The 19,300-nt window shown below is 66.4% G+C and carries 18 protein-coding genes; 9 read left to right on the forward strand and 9 right to left on the reverse strand.

Translation table 11 applies throughout. The annotated features are described in order from the left end of the window. Window positions 1-27: 27 nt before the first annotated feature. The 4 genes from FRZ44_RS19600 (at window position 28) to FRZ44_RS19615 (ending at window position 2,725) form a co-directional block, all read left to right on the forward strand. Window positions 28-735, forward strand: coding sequence for a hypothetical protein (locus FRZ44_RS19600; RefSeq protein WP_151178766.1), 708 nt, complete (start codon window positions 28-30; stop codon window positions 733-735). After that, on the forward strand, window positions 732-1,583 hold the full coding sequence (locus FRZ44_RS19605; RefSeq protein ID WP_225308352.1) for a cytochrome c: 852 nt from the start codon (window positions 732-734) through the stop codon (window positions 1,581-1,583). Before FRZ44_RS19600 ends, FRZ44_RS19605 begins: the two co-directional genes overlap by 4 nt. Window positions 1,584-1,645: 62 nt before the next feature. Beyond that, window positions 1,646-1,924, forward strand: coding sequence for a hypothetical protein (locus FRZ44_RS19610; RefSeq protein ID WP_151178767.1), 279 nt, complete (start codon window positions 1,646-1,648; stop codon window positions 1,922-1,924). A gap of 153 nt (window positions 1,925-2,077) precedes the next feature. Then, window positions 2,078-2,725, forward strand: a complete 648-nt coding sequence (locus FRZ44_RS19615) for a response regulator transcription factor (protein ID WP_151178768.1) — start codon at window positions 2,078-2,080, stop codon at window positions 2,723-2,725. 21 nt (window positions 2,726-2,746) lie between these two features. Here the strand turns inward: FRZ44_RS19615 and FRZ44_RS19620 are convergent, their stop codons facing one another. The 7 genes from FRZ44_RS19620 to FRZ44_RS19650 all read right to left on the reverse strand — a co-directional run bounded on the left by FRZ44_RS19620 (window position 2,747) and on the right by FRZ44_RS19650 (window position 11,414). Beyond that, window positions 2,747-4,933, reverse strand: a complete 2,187-nt coding sequence (locus FRZ44_RS19620) for a copper-transporting P-type ATPase (protein WP_263641899.1) — start codon at window positions 4,931-4,933, stop codon at window positions 2,747-2,749. Between the two features lie 114 nt (window positions 4,934-5,047). Then, a complete protein-coding gene (locus FRZ44_RS19625) occupies window positions 5,048-5,830 on the reverse strand; it encodes a TlyA family RNA methyltransferase (RefSeq protein ID WP_151178769.1) in 783 nt (260 codons plus the stop codon). A gap of 1 nt (window position 5,831) precedes the next feature. Then, window positions 5,832-7,229 (reverse strand): MATE family efflux transporter, encoded by a 1,398-nt coding sequence (locus FRZ44_RS19630; protein ID WP_151178770.1) that lies wholly within the window; start codon window positions 7,227-7,229, stop codon window positions 5,832-5,834. Further along, window positions 7,226-9,151, reverse strand: coding sequence for a 1-deoxy-D-xylulose-5-phosphate synthase (gene dxs / locus FRZ44_RS19635; RefSeq protein ID WP_151178771.1), 1,926 nt, complete (start codon window positions 9,149-9,151; stop codon window positions 7,226-7,228). The genes FRZ44_RS19630 and dxs overlap by 4 nt, the downstream gene beginning before the upstream one ends. Before the next feature lie 63 nt (window positions 9,152-9,214). Beyond that, window positions 9,215-10,102, reverse strand: a complete 888-nt coding sequence (locus FRZ44_RS19640) for a polyprenyl synthetase family protein (protein WP_225308353.1) — start codon at window positions 10,100-10,102, stop codon at window positions 9,215-9,217. A gap of 19 nt (window positions 10,103-10,121) precedes the next feature. Beyond that, window positions 10,122-10,373: an exodeoxyribonuclease VII small subunit gene (locus FRZ44_RS19645; protein WP_151178773.1), complete on the reverse strand. Its 252-nt coding sequence runs from the start codon at window positions 10,371-10,373 to the stop codon at window positions 10,122-10,124. A gap of 114 nt (window positions 10,374-10,487) precedes the next feature. Next, a complete protein-coding gene (locus FRZ44_RS19650; RefSeq protein ID WP_151178774.1) occupies window positions 10,488-11,414 on the reverse strand; it encodes a histone deacetylase family protein in 927 nt (308 codons plus the stop codon). A 231-nt stretch (window positions 11,415-11,645) separates the two neighbouring features. Here FRZ44_RS19650 and FRZ44_RS19655 point away from each other — a divergent pair, with 231 nt between their 5' ends. The 5 genes from FRZ44_RS19655 to FRZ44_RS19675 all read left to right on the forward strand — a co-directional run bounded on the left by FRZ44_RS19655 (window position 11,646) and on the right by FRZ44_RS19675 (window position 16,549). Further along, entirely contained in the window at window positions 11,646-13,295 is a 1,650-nt protein-coding gene (locus tag FRZ44_RS19655) for a L,D-transpeptidase family protein (protein WP_191908201.1), read from the forward strand. A gap of 224 nt (window positions 13,296-13,519) precedes the next feature. Continuing rightward, the gene (locus FRZ44_RS19660; protein WP_151178776.1) at window positions 13,520-14,095 is read left to right on the forward strand and encodes a DUF882 domain-containing protein; all 576 of its coding nucleotides are present in this window, start codon (window positions 13,520-13,522) and stop codon (window positions 14,093-14,095) included. Between the two features lie 89 nt (window positions 14,096-14,184). Then, window positions 14,185-14,973 carry an enoyl-CoA hydratase-related protein gene (locus tag FRZ44_RS19665; protein WP_151178777.1) on the forward strand — a complete coding sequence of 263 codons (789 nt, stop codon included), beginning with the start codon at window positions 14,185-14,187 and terminating at the stop codon, window positions 14,971-14,973. A gap of 225 nt (window positions 14,974-15,198) precedes the next feature. Beyond that, on the forward strand, window positions 15,199-16,074 hold the full coding sequence (locus tag FRZ44_RS19670) for an HD domain-containing protein (RefSeq protein ID WP_225308354.1): 876 nt from the start codon (window positions 15,199-15,201) through the stop codon (window positions 16,072-16,074). Window positions 16,075-16,162: 88 nt separating this feature from the next. After that, the gene (locus FRZ44_RS19675; RefSeq protein ID WP_151178778.1) at window positions 16,163-16,549 is read left to right on the forward strand and encodes a DUF1622 domain-containing protein; all 387 of its coding nucleotides are present in this window, start codon (window positions 16,163-16,165) and stop codon (window positions 16,547-16,549) included. 84 nt (window positions 16,550-16,633) lie between these two features. On the opposite strand, the gene FRZ44_RS19680 is transcribed toward FRZ44_RS19675, so the two are convergent. Beyond that, window positions 16,634-18,091: an amidase gene (locus FRZ44_RS19680; RefSeq protein WP_151178779.1), complete on the reverse strand. Its 1,458-nt coding sequence runs from the start codon at window positions 18,089-18,091 to the stop codon at window positions 16,634-16,636. Between the two features lie 84 nt (window positions 18,092-18,175). After that, window positions 18,176-19,300 (reverse strand): amidohydrolase family protein, encoded by a 1,125-nt coding sequence (locus tag FRZ44_RS19685; RefSeq protein ID WP_151178780.1) that lies wholly within the window; start codon window positions 19,298-19,300, stop codon window positions 18,176-18,178.

Genomic DNA, 19,300 nt, shown 5'->3' on the forward strand with positions numbered 1-19,300 from the left:
ATTCGGCAGCGGACAGGGACAACGTCCATGGATGAGGGGCCGATCAAGAGTCTGCTGGACATCCTCCCAGCCTACTTGAATTTCTTCATCGGTTTTCTGCGCTCGCCGCGCGCCGCCTTCGCGCCTTATGCGCAGACGGGCCGCGTGCATTCCGACCTGACGTCGTTTCTGCTCGCCGGCGTGGGCGCCGCGTACCTCGCCGGTGTCGTCATGCCGATTCCGGGCCTCGACATCCAGAATCCGCAAGGCACCATGGACGAGTTCGCCGTGTTTCTGACGCGTCAGGACGTGAGAGTTCTGCCCCTGGAAGCGCTGCTGGTGGTGCTGGCGATCGCGTTGGCCGCGCATCTCATTGCGAAGCTCTTCGATCGGTTGCAGATGGCAAGCGCCAAACCGGCCGCCGATCCAGACCACGCACCCACGCCGAATTTGGTCGGTACGGCGGAAGATTCGGTAAACGCGGCCCTGGGCTTCGCCGCGATCATGCTGCCGCTGACGACCGTCCTGCTGCTCGGAATATTGTCACTGGCGACTCCTGCGTTGGAGGAGCGATTGGGCGCAGCCGGTCTCATCCTCGTCATCGCCGGCCCGCTGGTTCTCTATTTGCTCGTCGCGACCTTCTACTATCTCGTGATGTCATTCGCCGCGGTTCACAAGGTGAGCTGGGGACGCGCCGCCGCCGCGCTGGCCACGGCCTATGTCTGCATCATGTTCGTCCTGATGAACATCCCGTGAGGAGGCTCCTGGACATCCGGACGACCACGGGCCTGCTGGCGCTGGCCATGCTGCTTGTCGCCCATGCCCGGACGAGCTTGGCCGGGCCGGCCAGCTTGTCGATCGAGCTCGACGGCCAGACGCGGGCGTTCTCGGCGGCCGAACTGCTGGCCAACCCCGCGACACGGATGCTCGAGATCCCGCGGGACGTGTCCTATGGGCGCGCCATGCGCTACCGGGCCATTCCGCTGCGCGCGCTCATGCTCGGATTGCGGACCGGTAAGGCAGATATGTTGGAAGCGCGAGCCAGCGACGGTTTCGTCTCGCAGTTGCCTTGGACGCTGGTTGCGCCGGCGGCAGAGGGCGGCGCCGTAGCCTGGATCGCGATCGAGGATCCGGCGCATCCCTGGCCGAGCTTGCCGGACAAATCCCAGTCGGCGGGTCCGTTCTATCTCGTCTGGGAACATCCCGAGCGATCGGGCGTTACATCGGAGCAATGGCCTTACGCCCTGGTGAGCCTGAAGGGCGTTTCGGACCCGGTGCGACGCTGGCCGCAACTCTCGATCGGTGCCGATGTGCCCGCCGACGATCCGTCCCGGCATGGCCAGGCGGTCTTCCTGGTGCAATGCCTGCCCTGTCATCGCCTGTACGGCGCCGGCGAGGGCGACAAGGGCCCCGATCTCGGCCTGCCGATGCCCGCCACCGTCTATTTGACGCAAGCGGGACTCAAGGCGCTGCTGCGCAATCCGGCGGCCGTGCGGACCTGGCCGCAACAACAGATGCCCGCCTTCGATGCGGGCATGATGCCGGACACCGACATCGATGCCATAATCGCCTATCTCACGCGGGTCACCGAACAGCAACGGTGAGATGCGTTCCGCGACCAGGCGGAGTCCATGAGTTCCTGCTCGGCGATCGGAAGGATCTGATCATGAAGAAGCGCAAGCCCGCCAAATCCCCCGCCAAAGGCCGTCGTCCCACAGCGAAGAAGCCCAAGGCCGCCGCCAGGAAGGCGGCGACGAAGACCTCCAAGGTCGTGGCGAAGAAGCCGAAGCCGGCCGCGAGGAAACCGAAGGCGCTCGCCAGGAAGACCCCGGATCCGGTCGAGCTGGATTCGCGCGACAGCTTTCCAGCCAGCGATCCCCCGAGCTGGGTCTCCGTCACCGGGGAAGGCACGCCCGACCGGAGCGGCCGCAAACGCCGCCCCTGAATGGGGGCGGAGCCCTGTCCCTGCCCTCCTCGGCGGCCATTGCCCGGGTGCCGCTTTGCCCTCTAGGATCGGCGCCAGGCAGGGCCAAGAGAACGGCAAGAGTTGCGGCGGCATGCCGCCGCGATCGACATGAGACGGAAATAGTGGCTCGTTGTGACAGCATCCAGCGAACGCACCGGGACCGTGCATATTGTCGATGACGAAGCGGCCGTTCGCGATCACGTCGCCAGGTTGGCGCTCTCGGTCGGATTGAAGGCCGAGACCTACATATCCGCAGCGGATTTCTTCAAGCGCTACGACGGCGGCCGTCCTGGATGCGTCGTCATGGATCTGAAGATGCCCGAGATGAACGGCCTCGAAGCGATCCGCGAAGCGGCGTCTCGAGGGATCCTCCTGCCGGTCATCATGATCACCGGTTATGGCGATGTGGCGACGGCGGTCGAAGGCATGCAGGCGGGCGCCGTGGACTTCATCGAGAAGCCGTTCCGGGCGCGGGTTCTGCTCGATCAGGTTCAACGAAGCATCGCGATGGACGCCCACAATCTAAGGACGCAGTCGGCCAGCGACCGCGCGCATCAGGGCATCGGCCTGCTCGGTCAGGAAGAGCGCGCGGTTCTCGAGCTCGTCGCGGATAGCAAGACCGACAGGGAGATCGCACAAAGCCTGAGCATCGGCGCCAGGGCGGTCGCCGGTCACCGCGCGAACGTCATGCGCAAGCTCGGCGTGGAGACCTTGGCCGATCTCCTCTCCCTTTATCTGCACTATCTGCGATCGGGCCCGCAAAAGGACCGCAAGGGCTGACGGGCTCGCCCCGAGCCGCCCTCAAGCGCGGCGCAACCGCAGCGCGTTGCTGACCACGGAGACCGAGCTGAGGCTCATGGCCAGGGCGGCGAACATCGGCGACAGCAGGATACCGAAGGTGGGATAGAGAACGCCGGCCGCGACCGGCACGCCCAGCGCATTGTAGATCAACGCAAAGATCAGATTTTGCTTCATGTTGGCGACAGTGGCCTGCGAAAGCTGGCGCGCTCTCGCAATGCCGCGCAAATCGCCTTTGACCAGCGTGACATGGCCGCTGTTCATCGCCACATCGGTGCCTGTGCCCATCGCGATGCCGACATTGGCCCGCGCCAGAGCCGGTGCATCGTTGATGCCGTCACCCGCCATCGCCACATGCCGCCCCTGGGCTTGCAGCGCGGCGACCAGTTCGACCTTGTCCTGCGGGCGCACCTCGCCATGGACCTCGTCGATGCCCAGCCGCTGCGCCACGGCCCGCGCCGTGGTAAGCCCGTCGCCCGTGGCCATCACGACGCGAATGCCGGCATCATGGAGTTGGCGAATCGCATCCAGTGACGTGTCCTTGATCGGATCGGCCGCCGCCACCAGGCCCGCCAACTTCCCGTCCACCGCGAGGAACATGACGGAGGCGCCCTCGGCCCGGCGCGCTTCCGCCGCCTCGCGCAGGGGCGCGGCATCGACGCCCAACTGCTGCATAAGTACCGTATTGCCCACCGCAACAGGTTTGCCTTCGACGCGGCCGCGGACGCCGATTCCGGTTGCCGATTCAAAATCCTCAGGCTTGCCGAGCGCGAGGCCGCGTCGTCGCGCCTCGGCGACGATGGCGTCGGCCAGCGGATGCTCGCTGCCCTGATCCAGGCTGGCCGCGTATCGCAGCACATCGTTCTCGCCGAAACCGGACGCGGCGACGGCGCTGTGAAACGCGGGCTTGCCCACCGTGAGGGTGCCGGTCTTGTCGACGATCAGCGTATCGATGGTGCGCAAGGATTCGATGGCTTCCGCGTCGCGGAACAGGATGCCCGACGTCGCTCCCTTGCCCGTGGCGACCATGATCGACATCGGCGTGGCGAGCCCCAGCGCACAGGGGCAGGCGATGATGAGGACCGCCACGGCGTTCAATATAGCATAGGTCCAGCGCGGCTCGGGGCCGGCGAGGCCCCAGACCAGCAGTGTCGCCACGGCGACGGCGAGCACGGCCAGGACAAACCAGAAGGAGACGACGTCTGCCATGCGCTGCAGGGGCGCCCTCGAACGCTGCGCCTGCGCCACCATCTGCACGATCTGGGAGAATACGGTTTTTGCGCCGATCTTCTCCGCGCGCATCACCAGGCTGCCATTGCCGTTGATCGTCGCGCCGATGACTCTGTCGCCACCTTCCTTCTCGACCGGCACCGGCTCGCCGGTGATCATCGATTCATCCAGACTCGAGCGACCCTCCAGAACCACGCCATCGACCGGGACTTTCTCGCCGGGACGCACGCGCAGCCGGTCTCCGACATGCACATGAGTCAACGGCACGTCTTCCTCACCACCGTCGTCGCGGAGGCGCCGCGCGGTCTTCGGCGCCAGTCCAAGCAGCGACTTGATGGCCGCCGAGGTCTGCGAACGCGCCCTCATCTCCAGAACCTGGCCCAGCAGCGTGAGCGACACGATCACCACGGCCGCCTCGTAATAGACGCCGATACGGCCATGCGCCTCGAATCCCTGCGGGAACAGGTCCGGAGCCAGCGTCGCGGCGAGACTGTAGAAGAAGGCCGCGCCCACGCCCGTGCCGATCAGCGTCCACATATTGGGGCTGCGATGGTGGATCGATTGCGCCCAGCGGACGAAGAAGGGCCAACCGGCCCAGAACACGATCGGCAGCGACAGCACGAACTCGATCCAGGTCCGAGCCGTGGCCGTAAGGCCTGGCAGGTAATGGCCCGCCATCGCCATCACGGTAACGATGACCGTGAGCGGCAGCGTCCACCAGAAGCGACGCTGAAAGCTGATCAGCTCCGGATCGGGGCCCTCCTCCAGCGTCGGCATGACCGGCTCGAGCGTCATGCCGCAGATCGGGCAGTTGCCGGGCTTGGCCTGACGTATCTGCGGATGCATGGGGCAGGTGTAGATTGTCGCATCCGCGGCCGCCGCCAGCGCCGGTATGGGATCGCCACCAGGCGCAGGGGCCGCACCGCCATTAGATGCGCGGTGATGTTCATGGTCGTGCATGACGCGAGCTCCGATCTCCAGCCTGTTGTGGAGCCTATAGTGGGGACGGGCTCCCGCGGAGAGAAGTCCCTGCCCGCCCTTCTTCCGACAGGCGCAAGCGGCGAAGGCCTGGCCTCAAGGCTCGTAACGCGCACCGATCAGGAATTCGCGATTGCCCTCGGGTCCCGTGATCGGGCTCTCGGTGATTCCGGCCACGATCCAGCCCGGGAGCCGAGACAGCCAATCCCGGATCCGATTGCAGACTTCCTCATGGAGTGCCGGATCGCGCACCACGCCGCCCTTGCCCACCCTCGCCGGGCCGACCTCGAATTGCGGCTTGATCAGCGCGATCGCCCAGGCGCCCGGTGCCGCCAACGACAGGGCCGCCGGCAGGACCGTCTCGAGCCCGATGAAGCTCGCATCGCACACCACGGCGCCCACCGGTTCGGGCACCTGCGCCGCGGTCAGATGGCGCGCGTTGGTCTTCTCCAGCACGACGACGCGCGGGTCCTGGCGGAGCTTCCAGGCGAGCTGCCCATGGCCGACATCGACGGCATAGACGCGGGCGGCACCGTTCGCGAGCAGCACATCGGTGAAGCCGCCGGTCGAGGCGCCGACATCGATGGCGATACGGCCCGCGACCGGGAAGCCGAAATGCGCGAGCCCATGGGCGAGCTTGAGGCCGCCGCGCGAGACCCAGGGATGGTCCTGGCCACGGAGCTCGAGCGGCGCATCGGCCGCGAGGCTGTCCCCAGGCTTGGCAACGCGCTTCTCGCCGGTGAAGACCAGTCCGGCGAGGATCAGGGCCGCCGCCTTGCTCCGGCTCTCGGCCAACCCGCGATCGGCGACCAGTTGATCGGCACGGATCTTCCCGACCTTGCCGGATTTGCCCGGCTTGCCGGATCCGGGCGCGCTCATCTCAGGCTCCGGCCGCGATCAGCCGGCGACTGACGCCGCGGAAACGCAGCGTCAGCAGCGTCGCGGTGACGGCGAGCCCGAGCGCCATGCCCCACCAGATGCCGAGAGGGCCCCAATCCAGCCAGAACGCCAGTACGGTTCCCGTGCCGAGCCCCGCGATCCAGTAGCCGCACAGGCCGATCACCAGCGGCATCACGGTGTCGCGCAGGCCGCGCAAGGCCCCCGTGGCGACGATCTGCAGCCCGTCCACCACCTGATAGATGGCGGCGACGAAGAGCAGCTGCACGGCGAGCGCGATCACCTCGTCATTGCCGCTCATCGCCGGATCCAGGAACAGATTGGCGATCGTCTCGGGGATGGTGAGCACCACGACGGCGGAGAACAGCATGTAGGCGACGACCGTCCACATGGCGACGATGCCGGCCCGCCGCGCCGCCTTCGGATCGTCGAGCCCCAGCCCGAAGGCAACCCGCGCCGAGGCCGCATGCGAGACCGCCGCGGGAACCATGAACATGGTCGACAAGAACATGATCGCGATCTGGTTGGCTGCCAGCGCCGCCGCGCTGATCACGCCCATGAGCAGGGCGCAGGCGGTGAAGAAACCGGATTCCGCCGCGGCCATGCCGCCCGCCGGCAATCCGAGCCGAAGGATCTGGCCGACGGTCTTCAGATCGATGCGCGACAGCCCATGGAACACACGATAGATGCGAAGCCGCTTTCTCCAGGCGACCTCGCTGGCGAGCGCCAGGAACATGATCCAGCAGACGACGGTCGAGGCCCATCCGGCGCCGGCCACGCCCATGGCCGGCACGCCCAGATGGCCGAACACGAGCACATAGTTGAGCGCGAGGTTGAGCAGGATCGAGCCCACCGAGATGAGGAACACCGAGACCGTCGTGCCCAGCGCCGTCATCAGGCTGCGCAGCACCGAGAACCAGAGATAGGGCAGGAAGCCCCACATCACGGCGCGCACATATTCCTCGGCGAAGGGCAGGATCACCGGATCCTGCCCGAGCAGCTTCAGGATCGGCCGGATATACCAGCCGATCAACAGGCCCGGCAATGTCAGTGCCACCGCCACCCACAACCCCTGGCGGGTGGCATGGGCGACACCCTCATGATCGTCCCTGGCATGGGCCTCGGCGGCGAGCACGGACACCACCGAGACCACGCTCATGGCGACGAACAGCAGGGAGAAGAACATGTTTGCGGTGATACCGACCGCGGCCAGCTGGATGCTGCCGAGGCGGCCGACGATGATCGTGTCGGTGAGGCTGATCGCCATTTCGGCGATATAGGCGGCCGCCAGCGGACCCGCTACGCGAGCCAGCGCCCCGAACTCGCTTCCGACCGTCTGGGGGGCAACGGCCGGAGCGGCCGTCACCCCCGCTTGGGTCATGCTCGAGCTGAAGCCTGGCTGATATCGACGCCCAGGGCCTGAAGGGCCGTGGCGACGATGTGTTTCGCGTTGAGGGCAGCCTCGTCGTACTGCACCTCGGGCTTGTGGTGGTCGATGAAGCGGTCCGGCAGCACCATCGGTCGGATCTTCGGCCCGTTGTCGAGCTGGCCGGTGATCGCCAGGAACTGCAGCACCTGCGAGCCGAAGCCGCCGACCGAGCCTTCCTCGATCGTGATCAGCACCTCATGCTCGGCCGCGAGACGGCGGATCATGTCCTCGTCGAGCGGCTTGGCGAAGCGCGCATCGGCCACCGTCGTGGAAAGACCGCGCGCGCCCAGCTCCTCGGCCGCCATGCAGGCTTCCTTGAGCCGCGTGCCGAAGGAGAGGATCGCGACCTTGGTGCCCTCGCGGACGATGCGGCCCTTGCCGATCGGCAGGATCTGGCCCCGGGCCGGCATCTCGACGCCGACGCCGTCGCCGCGCGGATAGCGGAAGGCCGAGGGACGGTCGTCGATCGCGACCGCGGTCGCGACCATGTGCATGAGCTCGGCCTCGTCGGCCGGCGCCATGATCACGAAGCCCGGCAGACAGCCCAGATAGGCGACGTCATAGGCGCCCGCATGGGTGGCGCCATCCGCGCCCACCAGGCCGGCGCGATCCATCGCGAAGCGCACCGGCAGCTGCTGGATCGCCACGTCATGGACGACCTGGTCATAGGCCCGCTGCAGGAAGGTCGAATAGATCGTGCAGAACGGCTTGAAGCCCTCGGTCGCGAGGCCGGCGGCGAAGGTCACGCCATGCTGCTCGGCGATGCCGACATCGAAGCAGCGTTCCGGGAAGCGCTTGCCGAACTTGTCGAGACCGGTGCCCGACGGCATCGCCGCCGTGATCGCGACGATCTTCTCGTCCTGCTCGGCTTCCTGGATCAGCGCCTTGGCATAGACCGCCGTGTAGCTCGGCGCGTTGCTGACGGGCTTCGCCTGCACGCCGGTGATGACGTCGAACTTGGTGACGCCATGATACTTGTCGGCAGCCTGCTCGGCCGGCGCATAGCCATGACCCTTCTGGGTCACGACATGGATCAGGACCGGCCCGCCGTCCTCGTCGTCGCGGACATTCTTCAGCACCGGCAGCAGATGGTCGAGATTGTGACCGTCGATCGGGCCGACGTAGTAGAAGCCCATCTCCTCGAACATGGTGCCGCCGGTCACGAGCCCGCGCGCATATTCCTCGGCGCGCCGTGCGGTTTCCTTCAGGCGGCGCGGGAAATGCTCGGTGATCTCCTTGCCGAGATTGCGCAGATGCCGGAACGACTTCGAGGAGAGCAGCCGTGCCAGATAGGCGCTCATGGCGCCCACCGGCGGCGCGATCGACATATTGTTGTCATTGAGGATGACGATCAGCCGGCTGTTCATCGCGCCGGCATTGTTCATCGCCTCATAGGCCATGCCGGCGCTCATCGCGCCGTCGCCGATCACGGCGATCACATGGTTCTTCTTGCCGGCCAGATCGCGCGCGACGGCCATGCCGAGGCCGGCCGAGATCGAGGTCGAGCTGTGCGCGGCGCCGAACGGGTCATAGACGCTCTCGGAGCGCTTGGTGAAGCCCGAAAGCCCGCCGCCCTGGCGCAAGGTACGGATCCGATCGCGACGGCCGGTCAGGATCTTGTGCGGATAGGCCTGATGGCCGACGTCCCAGATCAGCCGGTCGTCCGGCGTATCGAACAGATAATGGAGCGCGACCGTGAGCTCGACCACGCCAAGCCCGGCGCCCAGATGTCCGCCAGTGATCGATACGGCTTCGATCATCTCCTGGCGCAGCTCGTCGGCGAACTGGCGCAACTGGCTGGGATCGAGCTTCTTCAGATCGGCCGGAATCTGCACCTGATCGAGGAGCGGCTTTTTGCTGTTGGGGGGGGTCAACTTACGTCCTTTCGTTTCGGCACCCGGGCGGTCGCAAGGCTATAAAGTCTTTGCCCGAAGGCCTCAATGCTTACGGTTGACCACGAAGCCGGCCATTTCACGCAAAAGGTCCGCCTTTTCGTCGAACAAATCAAGATGGGCAGCCGCTTGGCGGGCCAGGAGCTGGGCCTGTTCCCTCGCCCTTTCGACACCCAAAAGGGCCACGAAGGTCGCCTTGCCGGCGGCGCTGTCGGCGCCCACGGGCTTGCCGATCGAGGCGGCAGTGCCCTCCGTATCGAGCAAATCGTCCGCAATCTGGAAGGCCAGCCCCAGATCATGGGCATAGGCCAGGAGCGCATGGCGAGCCTGCTCCGAGGCCTGCCCCAAGATTGCCCCAGCCACGCAGGCGAAGGCGATGATCTCGCCGGTCTTCAGACGTTGCAGTCTTGTAATGGCGCCGATGTCCAGGCTGGCCTTTTCGGCCTCCAGATCGATCATCTGGCCGCCGACCATGCCGGCCCCGCCCGCCGCCTTGGCCATGGCCAGGACCAGGTCGGACCGGACCGCCGGATTGGGATGGGTCTCGGGGTCCGCCAGCACCTCGAAGGCGAGGGTCAGGAGACCGTCGCCGGCCAGGATCGCGACCGCCTCGTCGAACTGCTTATGGACCGTGGCCCGGCCGCGACGCAGATCGCTGTCGTCCATGGCCGGCAGATCGTCATGCACCAGGCTGTAACAATGCACCATCTCGATGGCGGTCGCGACGCGGCGCGCGCTCACCTCGTTCACGTCGAACAGGCGGGCGCCCATCATCACGAGAAAGGGCCGGATGCGCTTGCCGCCGCCCAGGCAGGCATAGCGCATCGCTTCCAGCACGCGTTTCTCCGCCCCCTCCGGCGTCGGAAGGAGTTCCTCGAGCGTGCGGGTGATGGTCGTCGCAACCTCGTTCAGTGCGGCGTCGATGGATGGCAAGGATATGACCTTTTCTGTTTCAGCCCAGATCCACGGGCTCGCTGCCGACGCTCCCGTCGGCGCCGATGACGATCTTGGCGACCTTCTCCTGCGCATCGCGAAGCTTGGCCTCGCAATGCCGTTTCAAGGCGGCGCCACGTTCGTAGAACTGGACCGCCTCGTCGAGCTTGCTTTCGCCCTTTTCGAGCGCACGCACCAGCGCCTGCAACTCGCCGAGCGCCTCCTCGAAACTCATTTTGGCGACGTCTGCCGGGATCTTGGACTCGGCCATGCGGAACCGGGACTCCCCTCGAAAAAACGGTGCAGTCTAGTCGGGCGGCCGGCACGGAACAAGGCCGGGAGAGCGGCATTTTTCAGGGCTTTTTCAAGCAGTTCGCAGTTTCGCTCAGGCCCTCATGAGGCTGCGAACATGGGCGGCGGCGCTGCGCGACAGGGCCGTCAGGTTGTAGCCGCCCTCCAGTGCCGAGACCAGCCGGCCCTGGCAATGGACCGCGGCCAGTTCGGCCAACGCGTTGGTGACCCAGGCGTAATCGGCCTCGACCAGCTCGAGCATCGCCAAGGGATCGGCCGCATGGGCATCGAAGCCGGCCGAAATGACGACCAAATCGGGCTGGAACCGGTCGAGCGCCGGAAACACGCGCGCCATCATCGCCTCGCGGAATTCGGCCGAGCCGGCACCCGGCGGCAAGGGGGCGTTGACGATATTGCCGCAGCCGCGCTCCTCGGTCGCACCGGTGCCGGGATAGAGCGGCCATTGATGGGTCGAGGCGTAAAACAGCCGGGGGTCGCGCTCGAACATATGCTGCGTGCCATTGCCGTGATGCACGTCGAAGTCGATGACCGCGACCCGATCGAGCCCGTGAGCCCGCCGTGCATGTTCCGCCCCGATGGCGACATTGTTGAACAGGCAGAACCCCATCGCCTGGTCGATCTCGGCATGATGGCCGGGCGGCCGGACCGCGCAGAAGGCATTGGATCCTTCCCCGGCCACCACCGCGTCGATGGCGGCAACCAGAGCGCCGGCCGCGCGCAGGGCCGCCTCGCCGGAGCCGGGCGAGGCCGTCGTATCGCCGTCGAGCAGCACGAGCCCCTCGTCGGGGATCGCTTCCAGCACCGCCTCGACATAGCGGCGGTCATGGACCGCCGCGATCTGCTCCAACGTCGCCCGGGGGGCCAGGCGCCGCTCCAGGAGCGCGAATTCCTCGGCTTCGAGCGCGCCGATGACGGCCCGCAGACGGTCGGAGCATTCGGGATGGCCGGGGCCGGTGTCGTGATCGAGGCAGGCCGGGTGTGTATAGAGCAGGGTGGTCATGGGAAGCGCGAATGCTGGGGTTGGCGAGGGGAAACCACGCAAAGTGACCGGCGGGCCGGCGTTTGGGTGCCGCAGACCTGCCCCGGTTCTTAACGCATCTTTCAGTCCGAACGCCCGAAAAATTGACCCGGGCGCGAAATCGCTTAAATAGAGTCCATGGAATGCGCCCTTCTCCCGCGCGAGAGGGCTCCGGCGGTGCCGGGACGTCCGCGACGCTCGAAGAGAGGCTGCATGTCGTTTCGCCTGAGTTTGATGGCGCTGGCTTTCCTGTCGCTGACGGTCCCGGCCTGGGCCGAACCGACGGGCGACGGGAACCAGCCCAATGGGGCACCCTCGCCGGCCAATGCCACGGCGGCACCGGCGGTTCCCGCGCCGACCTTCTCGGGAGATCTGGCTCATGCGCTGGAGGCTCCCGGGCTGCCGCAAAGCCTGGCGGCGCTGGGCCTCGACCCCGCCAGCCTCAACGACTTCTACAAAGCGCGTCCCGAACCTCTCTGGGTGGACGATCAGGGCCTGACCGCGCGCGGCCACGCGCTGCTCGATGCGCTCTGGCACGCGGCCACGGCCGGCTGCCCCAACATCGCGAACGCCATCGCTCACGCGCAAAGCCTGACCAAGGCGGACACGACGCCCGAGCGCGTCGAGCTGGAACTGACCCTGACCGGGGCCCTGGCCGAGGCGGCCTTCGCGGCGGTGGCGCCGTTCGAGGCGACCACCAAGACCGAGCTTCTCGATCGCATCGATGCGGCCGACATCGCGGGCTCGCTGGCCGAGTTGCTGCCGCAGAATGCGGATTACTGGGCGCTGGCGGGCGGCTTCTGGAAATATCTCGAGCTCGCCAATGCCGGCGGCTGGCCGACCATGCCGACGGGACCGAAGCTCGAGGCGGGCATGAAGGACCCGCGGGTGAAGGCGCTTCGCGCGCGGCTGGCGGTGACGGATGGCGCCGTTCTCGACGTCCCCGAACCCGATCTCTTCGATCCGCAGCTGGTCGAAGCGGTCGAGGCGTTCCAGCGCCGCCATGGGCTGGGCGATGACGGTGTGGTCGGATTCAAATCGGTCGACGCATTGAATGTACCGATCGCGAGCCGGCTTCAGACCATCGCCTACAATCTGAAGAAGCGCCACGACGCGGGGACCGATTGGGGCAACCGTTACATCGTCGTCAATATCGCCGCCGCCACCATGAGGTTCGTCGATGGCGGCCAGAAGGTCTACGAGACCAACACTGTCGTGGGCCGCACCGACCGGCAGACGCCCGAGCTCGACAGCACGGTCAACCGGCTCGAGTTCAATCCCTACTGGACCGTGCCGCCCAAGATCGCGCGCATCGATCTGCTGCCGAAGATGCAGAAGGATCCCGGTTACTTCGCCGCCCACGGCATCAAGATCTATTCGAGCTGGGAGGAATCGGCCGAGGAGATCGACCCCGAGACGATCGATTGGAACAGCGCCGACGCCAAGGCGATGCGCTATCGCCTGCGCCAGGAGCCGGGGCCCGAAAATGCGCTGGGGCCGGTCAAGTTCCTGTTCCCGAATCCCTACGACGTCTATCTGCACGGCACCAACCATCCCGACCTGTTCGTGAAGCCGGCGCGCTTCTTCAGCTCGGGCTGCATCCGTCTGCCGCGTCCGATCGAATTCGCGGCCGTCGTGCTGCGCGACGATCCCAATTGGAGCCAGGCCCGCATCGACAGCGTCCTCCAGAGCGGCATCAACACGCCGGTCCGCCTCGCCCAGCCGATCCCGGTCCATCTGGTCTACCGGACCGCCTGGATCGACGACGCGGGGACCTTCGAGTTCCGGGAGGACGTCTATGGCCGGGACCGCAAGGGCATGGCGAAATCCCCGCCGGTCACCATTGCCCAGGCGGGGAAATAGCGCCCGACCGACTCCGTTGGGACTCCGGAGCCCGGTCTGCCGGGCCCACGCCTTCCTATTGGAATCCCGGGCCTTTGCCACAGGTGTTAACCCTGTGACCCTGGATTTCCTGGGTTGCACAAGGGCTTCTTAACTGTTTTCATCGCATTGTCCGAGTCGCGGGAAGGTCTCTGCTCGGGGCCTTCGCGCAATTGCCATTCGCCACCGTTCATAGGGGCAGACGCATGACGAAGCCGGCCGGACGCCGCAGCACCGTGACTCGCAGGCATTTTCTGGCCTGGGGCAGCGCTGGGGTTGCCTTGGCCCTGCCGGCTCTGGCCATGCCCCATATCGCCAACGCCGCGACCCTCGCCGCCAATCAGCGCAAGCTCGCCTTCGCCAACCTCCATACCGGCGAGACGCTCAAGACCGTCTATTGGGAAGCGGGCGACTATGTCCCGGGGGCGCTCGGCGAGATCAATCACATTCTGCGCGACTTCCGCACCAACGACGTGCATCCGATCGATGCCAAGTTGCTCGATCTGCTGAACACGCTGCATCAGAAGCTGGCCTCCAAGGTTCCGTTCTCGGTCATCTCCGGTTACCGCTCGCCCAAGACCAACGCCGTTCTCGCCGAAGCCAGCAACGGCGTCGCCAAGCACAGCCTCCATATGGAAGGCCAGGCGATCGACATCCATCTCGAGGATGTCGCGCTGACGGATCTCCACCGCGGCGCCCTGGCGCTGAAGCGCGGAGGCGTCGGCTATTACCCCGCCTCCGACTTCGTTCATGTGGATGTGGGCCGCGTCCGCACCTGGTAGCGCCGGGTTTTCTTCCCTGCTGACGCCGTAAGTCTGGCGGGCCCCGCAAGGGCCGCCTATCCTCCCCTGTCACGAGGAGGAAGCGGCCCATGACCGGCTATCGCACCATCCTGTTCGAGCGCAAGGACGCGATCGCGCGGATCACGCTCAATCGCCCGGACAAGCTCAACAGCTTCACCCGCGAGATGCTGACGGAGCTGCATGCGGCGATCGCCGAGGTCGCGGCCGATCCGAGCCTTCGCCTCCTGATCCTCGCCGGCAGCGGTCGCGCCTTCGGCGCCGGCCAGGATCTGCGCGAGGCCGGCGCCATCAACGGGCCGGCCGCCGTGCGCGAACAGCTCGCCCAGTTCTACGATCCCGTCATGCGCAACCTCGCCGGCCTCGAGATCCCGACCATCGCCGCCGTGAACGGCATCGCCGCCGGCGCCTCCTGCGGGCTCGCGCTCTCCTGCGACCTCATCGTGGCGGCGCGCTCGGCGACGTTCCTCATGGCCTTCGCGCGTATCGGCCTGGTGCCCGACGGCGGTGCCACCTATTGGCTGCCGCGGCGCATCGGCCTGACCCGGGCGCTCGGCATGACCCTGCTGGCGGAACCCATCACGGCCGAGCAGGCGGAACGCTGGGGCCTGATCTGGGAGTGCGTCGACGACGAGGCGCTCGGTCCCCGTATCGAGGCACTGGCGCAGCAACTCGCCAACGGCCCGACGCGCGCCTATGCGCTCGCCAAGCGCGCGTTCCAGGGCAGTGCCGCGCACAGTTTCGAGCAGCAGCTGGCGCTCGAGGCTGAGCTGCAGGCGCTGGCCGCGGGAACGGCGGATTCGCGCGAAGGCATCGCCGCCTTTCTCGAGAAGCGCGGCCCGAAATTCCACGGGCACTGAGCGCCGGCAGCGGGACCTGAACGAAAGCGCTGATTGCCACAAATCAGGATCGTGGCCCCTGGCAAAAAAACGTGCGCGCGGTTTCGCCAGCCCGGATCGCCGATGTCGCCGAGGTCGGAGGAACCGATCCGATCGATCGGATCCGATCAAATCCGCTGGCAAGATTGACTCTGAAAGCCAGCAGGAGTTTGCTCGGGGGTCGGCCTGCCCAAATCACCGGGGTGAATGATGTCGGTCTTCACGGCCACGACATTATTGGCGGATAAGCTCGGCAGCCACCTCGCCGACGCCTATCTCCGTCTCTATGGCGGGCAGGAACCGCAGAATGCGCGCATTCTCGACAGCGCCGGCCAGCTGATCGTCGAGCTGATCGCCAACAGCGACGCGCTCTACCACACGATCGATCATACGGTCCTGGTGACCCAAGTCGGCGAGGCCATCATGCGGGGCCGGCTGCTCTGTCAGCGGGTCGAACCTGCCGATTGGGCGCATGTCATGCTGGCCTTGCTGGCCCATGATATCGGTTATGTGCGCGGCTTCTGCCCCGGTGACACGTCGGACCGGTTCGTGATCGACGGATCGGGTGCAACGGTGAGCCTGCCCCGCGGCGCCTCGGACGCGGCGCTGGCGCCCTATCATGTCGAGCGCTCGAAGATCATCGTGCGCGAACGTTTCAAGGCCACGCTGGGAATCGATGCCGAGCGGATCGCACGAGCCATCGAGCTGACGCGGTTCCCGGTTCCCGACGACGGCGACCATGGTGAAACGGATACCGAAGCGGGACTGGTGCGTGCCGCCGATCTGATTGGCCAACTGGCGGATCCCCTGTATCTGCGCCGCATGAACGCGCTCTATCAGGAGCTCGCGGAAACCGGGATGGCAGCCAAGTGCGGATATTCCAGCGCTGGCGACATGGTGGACAAGTACCCGACCTTTTTCTGGAAGGCGGTGGAGCCGTATCTTGGCGACGCGCTGCGCTATCTCGAATTGACGATCGAGGGCAAGCAGTGGATCGCCAATCTCTACAGCCACATCTTCATGGTCGAGCATCAGCGACGGCGCCTCGGCCCCCAACGCGCGACGTCGGCTATTCCGGAATGAGCGAGTCCATCGTTACGCGGCGATCAGGGTTGCTCCCGCTCGATGATGCCGCTCTGACGATCGCGGCAGCGTCGGCAGGGGCATGACCATGGAAGAGCTGGGCACCAGCATCGTCGGCATCGAACCGGTCATCGGCCATTGGATTCGCCTCGTCGGCGACGGGATCGACATCTTCGGCGTCGTCGTTATCGTCATCGGTATCGCCTGGTCCACGTGGGGCTTTCTAGGTCAGCATCGCGAGGAGCAGCACTACCAGCAGTTCAAGATTCGCATCGGCCGATCGCTTCTGCTCGGCCTCGAAATTCTCGTTGCGGCCGACATCGTGAAAACGATCGCCGTCGAACCCAGCTTCCTCAGCCTCGGCGTGCTCGCGGGCCTCGTTGTGATCCGGACCTTCCTGAGCTGGTCACTCGTCCTGGAAATCGAAGGCAGATGGCCGTGGCAGGGGGATCGTCGCGCGGGACCGTTGGCTTGACCCTTGGCGATGGCCTCCGCTTCCTGGTCCCTGTTGCCGGTCAGACCGGAGAGGCTCGGGATTCTTGGTGCCCCTGCTGTCTCGCTAGATCCGGCTGGCGTGAATCGGAGGACGCCGGTGAGCCCAGGGTCGGGCGATCTCGAGCTGCCCGGCGAGCCGGAACAGCGTGCTCTCGTCCGCAGGCCTCCCCACAAGCTGGACCCCGATCGGCAGTCCGGCCGCGGTCTCGGCCAGCGGCAGGGTCATCGCCGGCTGCCCGGAGATGTTGAACGGCGCCATATAGACATTGTCCTCGCCCATGCAGGTATCGTTGTAGGTCGTGACGTCGAGCGACATGTCGTAGAAACCGAGCGGCCGCGTGCCCTGGGGCAGGCTCGGCAGGATCACCACGTCATAGGGCGAGGTCAGCATCGCGATCTCGCGCGAGGCGATCCGGACGGTTTCGATATCCAGCGAGTGCTGGACCCCGCTGATCGATCGCCCCTTCTCGATGCTGGTCCAGATGACATTCGTCAGATCGTCTTGCGTCACCTTGCGGCCGATCATGGTGGCGAAACCCTGGAATCCCATGGCCGTCTGGACCGAGATGATCGCGGTATAGGCCCGCCAGGCGGTTCCGAAGTTGTAGTCGAACTTGAACTCCTGGACATGATGGCCGAGCGTCTCGCAGAGCCGCGCCGTATTCTCGACCGAGGCGACCACCTCGGCTGCGTTCCTGTCGCCCCGCGCGTTGAAGGTGCTGAAGCCGATGCGCAGGCCGCGCCCTCCGGCCGTCACTTCGTCGAGATAGGAGCGCTCGGGGCTCGGGGTTTGATAGGGCTCGCCCGGCAGCGAGCCCTTGACAGCATCGAGCATGGCCGCGCTGTCGCGGACCGTTCTGGAGACGCAGAAGAACAGCGCCCCGCCATACCAGAAGTCGACATAATCCGGGGCGAAGGTCATGCGCCCGCGCGAGGGCTTCAGGCCGACCAGGCCGTTGACCGCCGCCGGAACGCGGATCGAGCCGGCGCCGTCCGACGCATCGGCCAGCGGCAGGATTCCGGCCGCCACCGCGGCGGCACTGCCGCCGCTCGAGCCGCCCGCGACGCGGGTTTCATCCCAGGGGTTGTGCGTGACGCCGCGCAGGGGCGGCTCGGTGCTCAGGCACCAGCCGAACTCCGGCACGTTCGTCTTGCCGAGATTGATGAAGCCCGCCGCCCGGGTGCGGCGGACGACCTCGGAATCGGACGGGGAGACATAGTCCGCGAAATACCGGCAGCTGTTGGTCGACGGCATCCCCTTCCAGGAAGTCGACAGATCCTTGGCGAGGAAGGGCACGCCATCGAAGGGCGCACCGCTCAACGGACGTTCGGCTTCCGCGCGGGCCGCCTCGAAATTCCGGATCGTGACGGCATTGAGCTTGCCGTCCAGCCGTTCGATCCGGGCGATCGCCGTATCGACCAGCTCGCGCGGGGTGACCTCGTGCCGCCTGACCAGCTCGCCGAGCCCGAGCGCGTCGAAATTGTCATAGTCGGGAAAAGCGTCGTGCGATGAATCGGTCATGTCCGCTTCCGTCGTTGCATCGTTCGGCACGCGGCCCCGGTCCCAGGTTTCCGCGGCGCTGTCGCCGGGTATCCCGGCCCCCTGTCAGAGCCGGTAGATCCTCTCGGCATTCTTGTGTGCGATCATGGCGGCGGTCCGGTCCGCCTCCTTGACGCTGCAGTCGCCCGCGGCCACCCAATCGGACAGGACCGCGCTCAGCATGCGCTGGAACTGGACGCGGCCCAGATGATGCAGCTCGGCCAGGCCGAAGGCGTCCGAACTGTAAAGTTGCTTGAAGAACGGTCCCATCCCCAGCGCGTCCTCCATCGCCCGGCGGGCCAGCGCGCCGGTGAAGTTCAGCGTGAAGCCGACATCGAAATAGACGTTCGAGAAAACCTCCGCCATCCAGGCGCTTTCCTGCACGAACGGATAGCAATGCAGCAGCGTGATGGGAACGTCCTTGACCTCGGCCTGGAGGATGAAGGGCACGAACACCGTCGGATCGCATTTGGGCATGTCCACGTCGCGGTCGCCGACGCCGACATGAAGCTGCAGCGGGAACTGCCGCTGGACGCAGAGATCGAGCGCGACATAGAGGCCGTGCCGGATCAGCGTGGGATCCTCCAGCCGCCGCCAGCCCGATTCGGCGTTCCTCCGGAGCCAGGCATCGCCGGCCGCTGCCGCTTCGGCACGCGACGGCGCGCTCTGATCGATGTCGAAGGTCGTGCGATAGGCCACGATGCTCTTCAGGCCGACCGCCTTAGACGCCCGCTCCGCCAGCGCCGCCTCGAACAGGGTCAGCAACTGCTCGCCGGAACCGGCCGTCCTTGCGGCCTGCTCCATTACCGCCTCGATCCGGACGATCTCGCGAACGGATGCCCCCGACAGGGCAGCCATGCCCGGCACATCGAGAATGTCGCCGCTACGATGACCCGTGTCGAGCAGGAGGTCGGAGGTGCCGGCGGCGCGCATGAGCCGGCGCGACGCTTCCTCGCCGCCAAGCTCAGCCCTGCGGGCCACATAATCCTCCGGCGAGGCATGGGGCTCCAGACCCAGGACCGGCGCGCAGTACCGCCGCATCACCATGCCCACCGGCTTGTCGAACTGCGTGCAGCCCGGCACCTCGGGCCGATGCGCTTCGGACATCAGCGCCTCCAGCCGCGCACGGCTGAGGGGACGGACGTCGACGCCATGACAGTGATGGTCGATGAGACGCTCGAGCTCGATCAT

The sequence above is a fragment of the Hypericibacter terrae genome (assembly GCF_008728855.1).
Taxonomy (GTDB): Bacteria; Pseudomonadota; Alphaproteobacteria; order Dongiales; family Dongiaceae; genus Hypericibacter; species Hypericibacter terrae.

Bases quoted from the DNA above. Each gene is read 5' to 3' on its own strand.
- FRZ44_RS19600 (WP_151178766.1), top strand. From the start codon at position 28: ATGGATGAGGGGCCGATCAAGAGTCTGCTGGACATCCTCCCAGCCTAC.
- FRZ44_RS19610 (WP_151178767.1), top strand. From the start codon at position 1,646: ATGAAGAAGCGCAAGCCCGCCAAATCCCCCGCCAAAGGCCGTCGTCCC.
- FRZ44_RS19620 (WP_263641899.1), bottom strand. From the start codon at position 4,933: ATGCACGACCATGAACATCACCGCGCATCTAATGGCGGTGCGGCCCCT.
- FRZ44_RS19625 (WP_151178769.1), bottom strand. From the start codon at position 5,830: ATGAGCGCGCCCGGATCCGGCAAGCCGGGCAAATCCGGCAAGGTCGGG.
- FRZ44_RS19630 (WP_151178770.1), bottom strand. From the start codon at position 7,229: ATGACCCAAGCGGGGGTGACGGCCGCTCCGGCCGTTGCCCCCCAGACG.
- FRZ44_RS19645 (WP_151178773.1), bottom strand. From the start codon at position 10,373: ATGGCCGAGTCCAAGATCCCGGCAGACGTCGCCAAAATGAGTTTCGAG.
- FRZ44_RS19650 (WP_151178774.1), bottom strand. From the start codon at position 11,414: ATGACCACCCTGCTCTATACACACCCGGCCTGCCTCGATCACGACACC.
- FRZ44_RS19655 (WP_191908201.1), top strand. From the start codon at position 11,646: ATGTCGTTTCGCCTGAGTTTGATGGCGCTGGCTTTCCTGTCGCTGACG.
- FRZ44_RS19660 (WP_151178776.1), top strand. From the start codon at position 13,520: ATGACGAAGCCGGCCGGACGCCGCAGCACCGTGACTCGCAGGCATTTT.
- FRZ44_RS19665 (WP_151178777.1), top strand. From the start codon at position 14,185: ATGACCGGCTATCGCACCATCCTGTTCGAGCGCAAGGACGCGATCGCG.
- FRZ44_RS19670 (WP_225308354.1), top strand. From the start codon at position 15,199: ATGATGTCGGTCTTCACGGCCACGACATTATTGGCGGATAAGCTCGGC.
- FRZ44_RS19675 (WP_151178778.1), top strand. From the start codon at position 16,163: ATGGAAGAGCTGGGCACCAGCATCGTCGGCATCGAACCGGTCATCGGC.
- FRZ44_RS19680 (WP_151178779.1), bottom strand. From the start codon at position 18,091: ATGACCGATTCATCGCACGACGCTTTTCCCGACTATGACAATTTCGAC.
- FRZ44_RS19685 (WP_151178780.1), bottom strand. From the start codon at position 19,300: ATGATCGAGCTCGAGCGTCTCATCGACCATCACTGTCATGGCGTCGAC.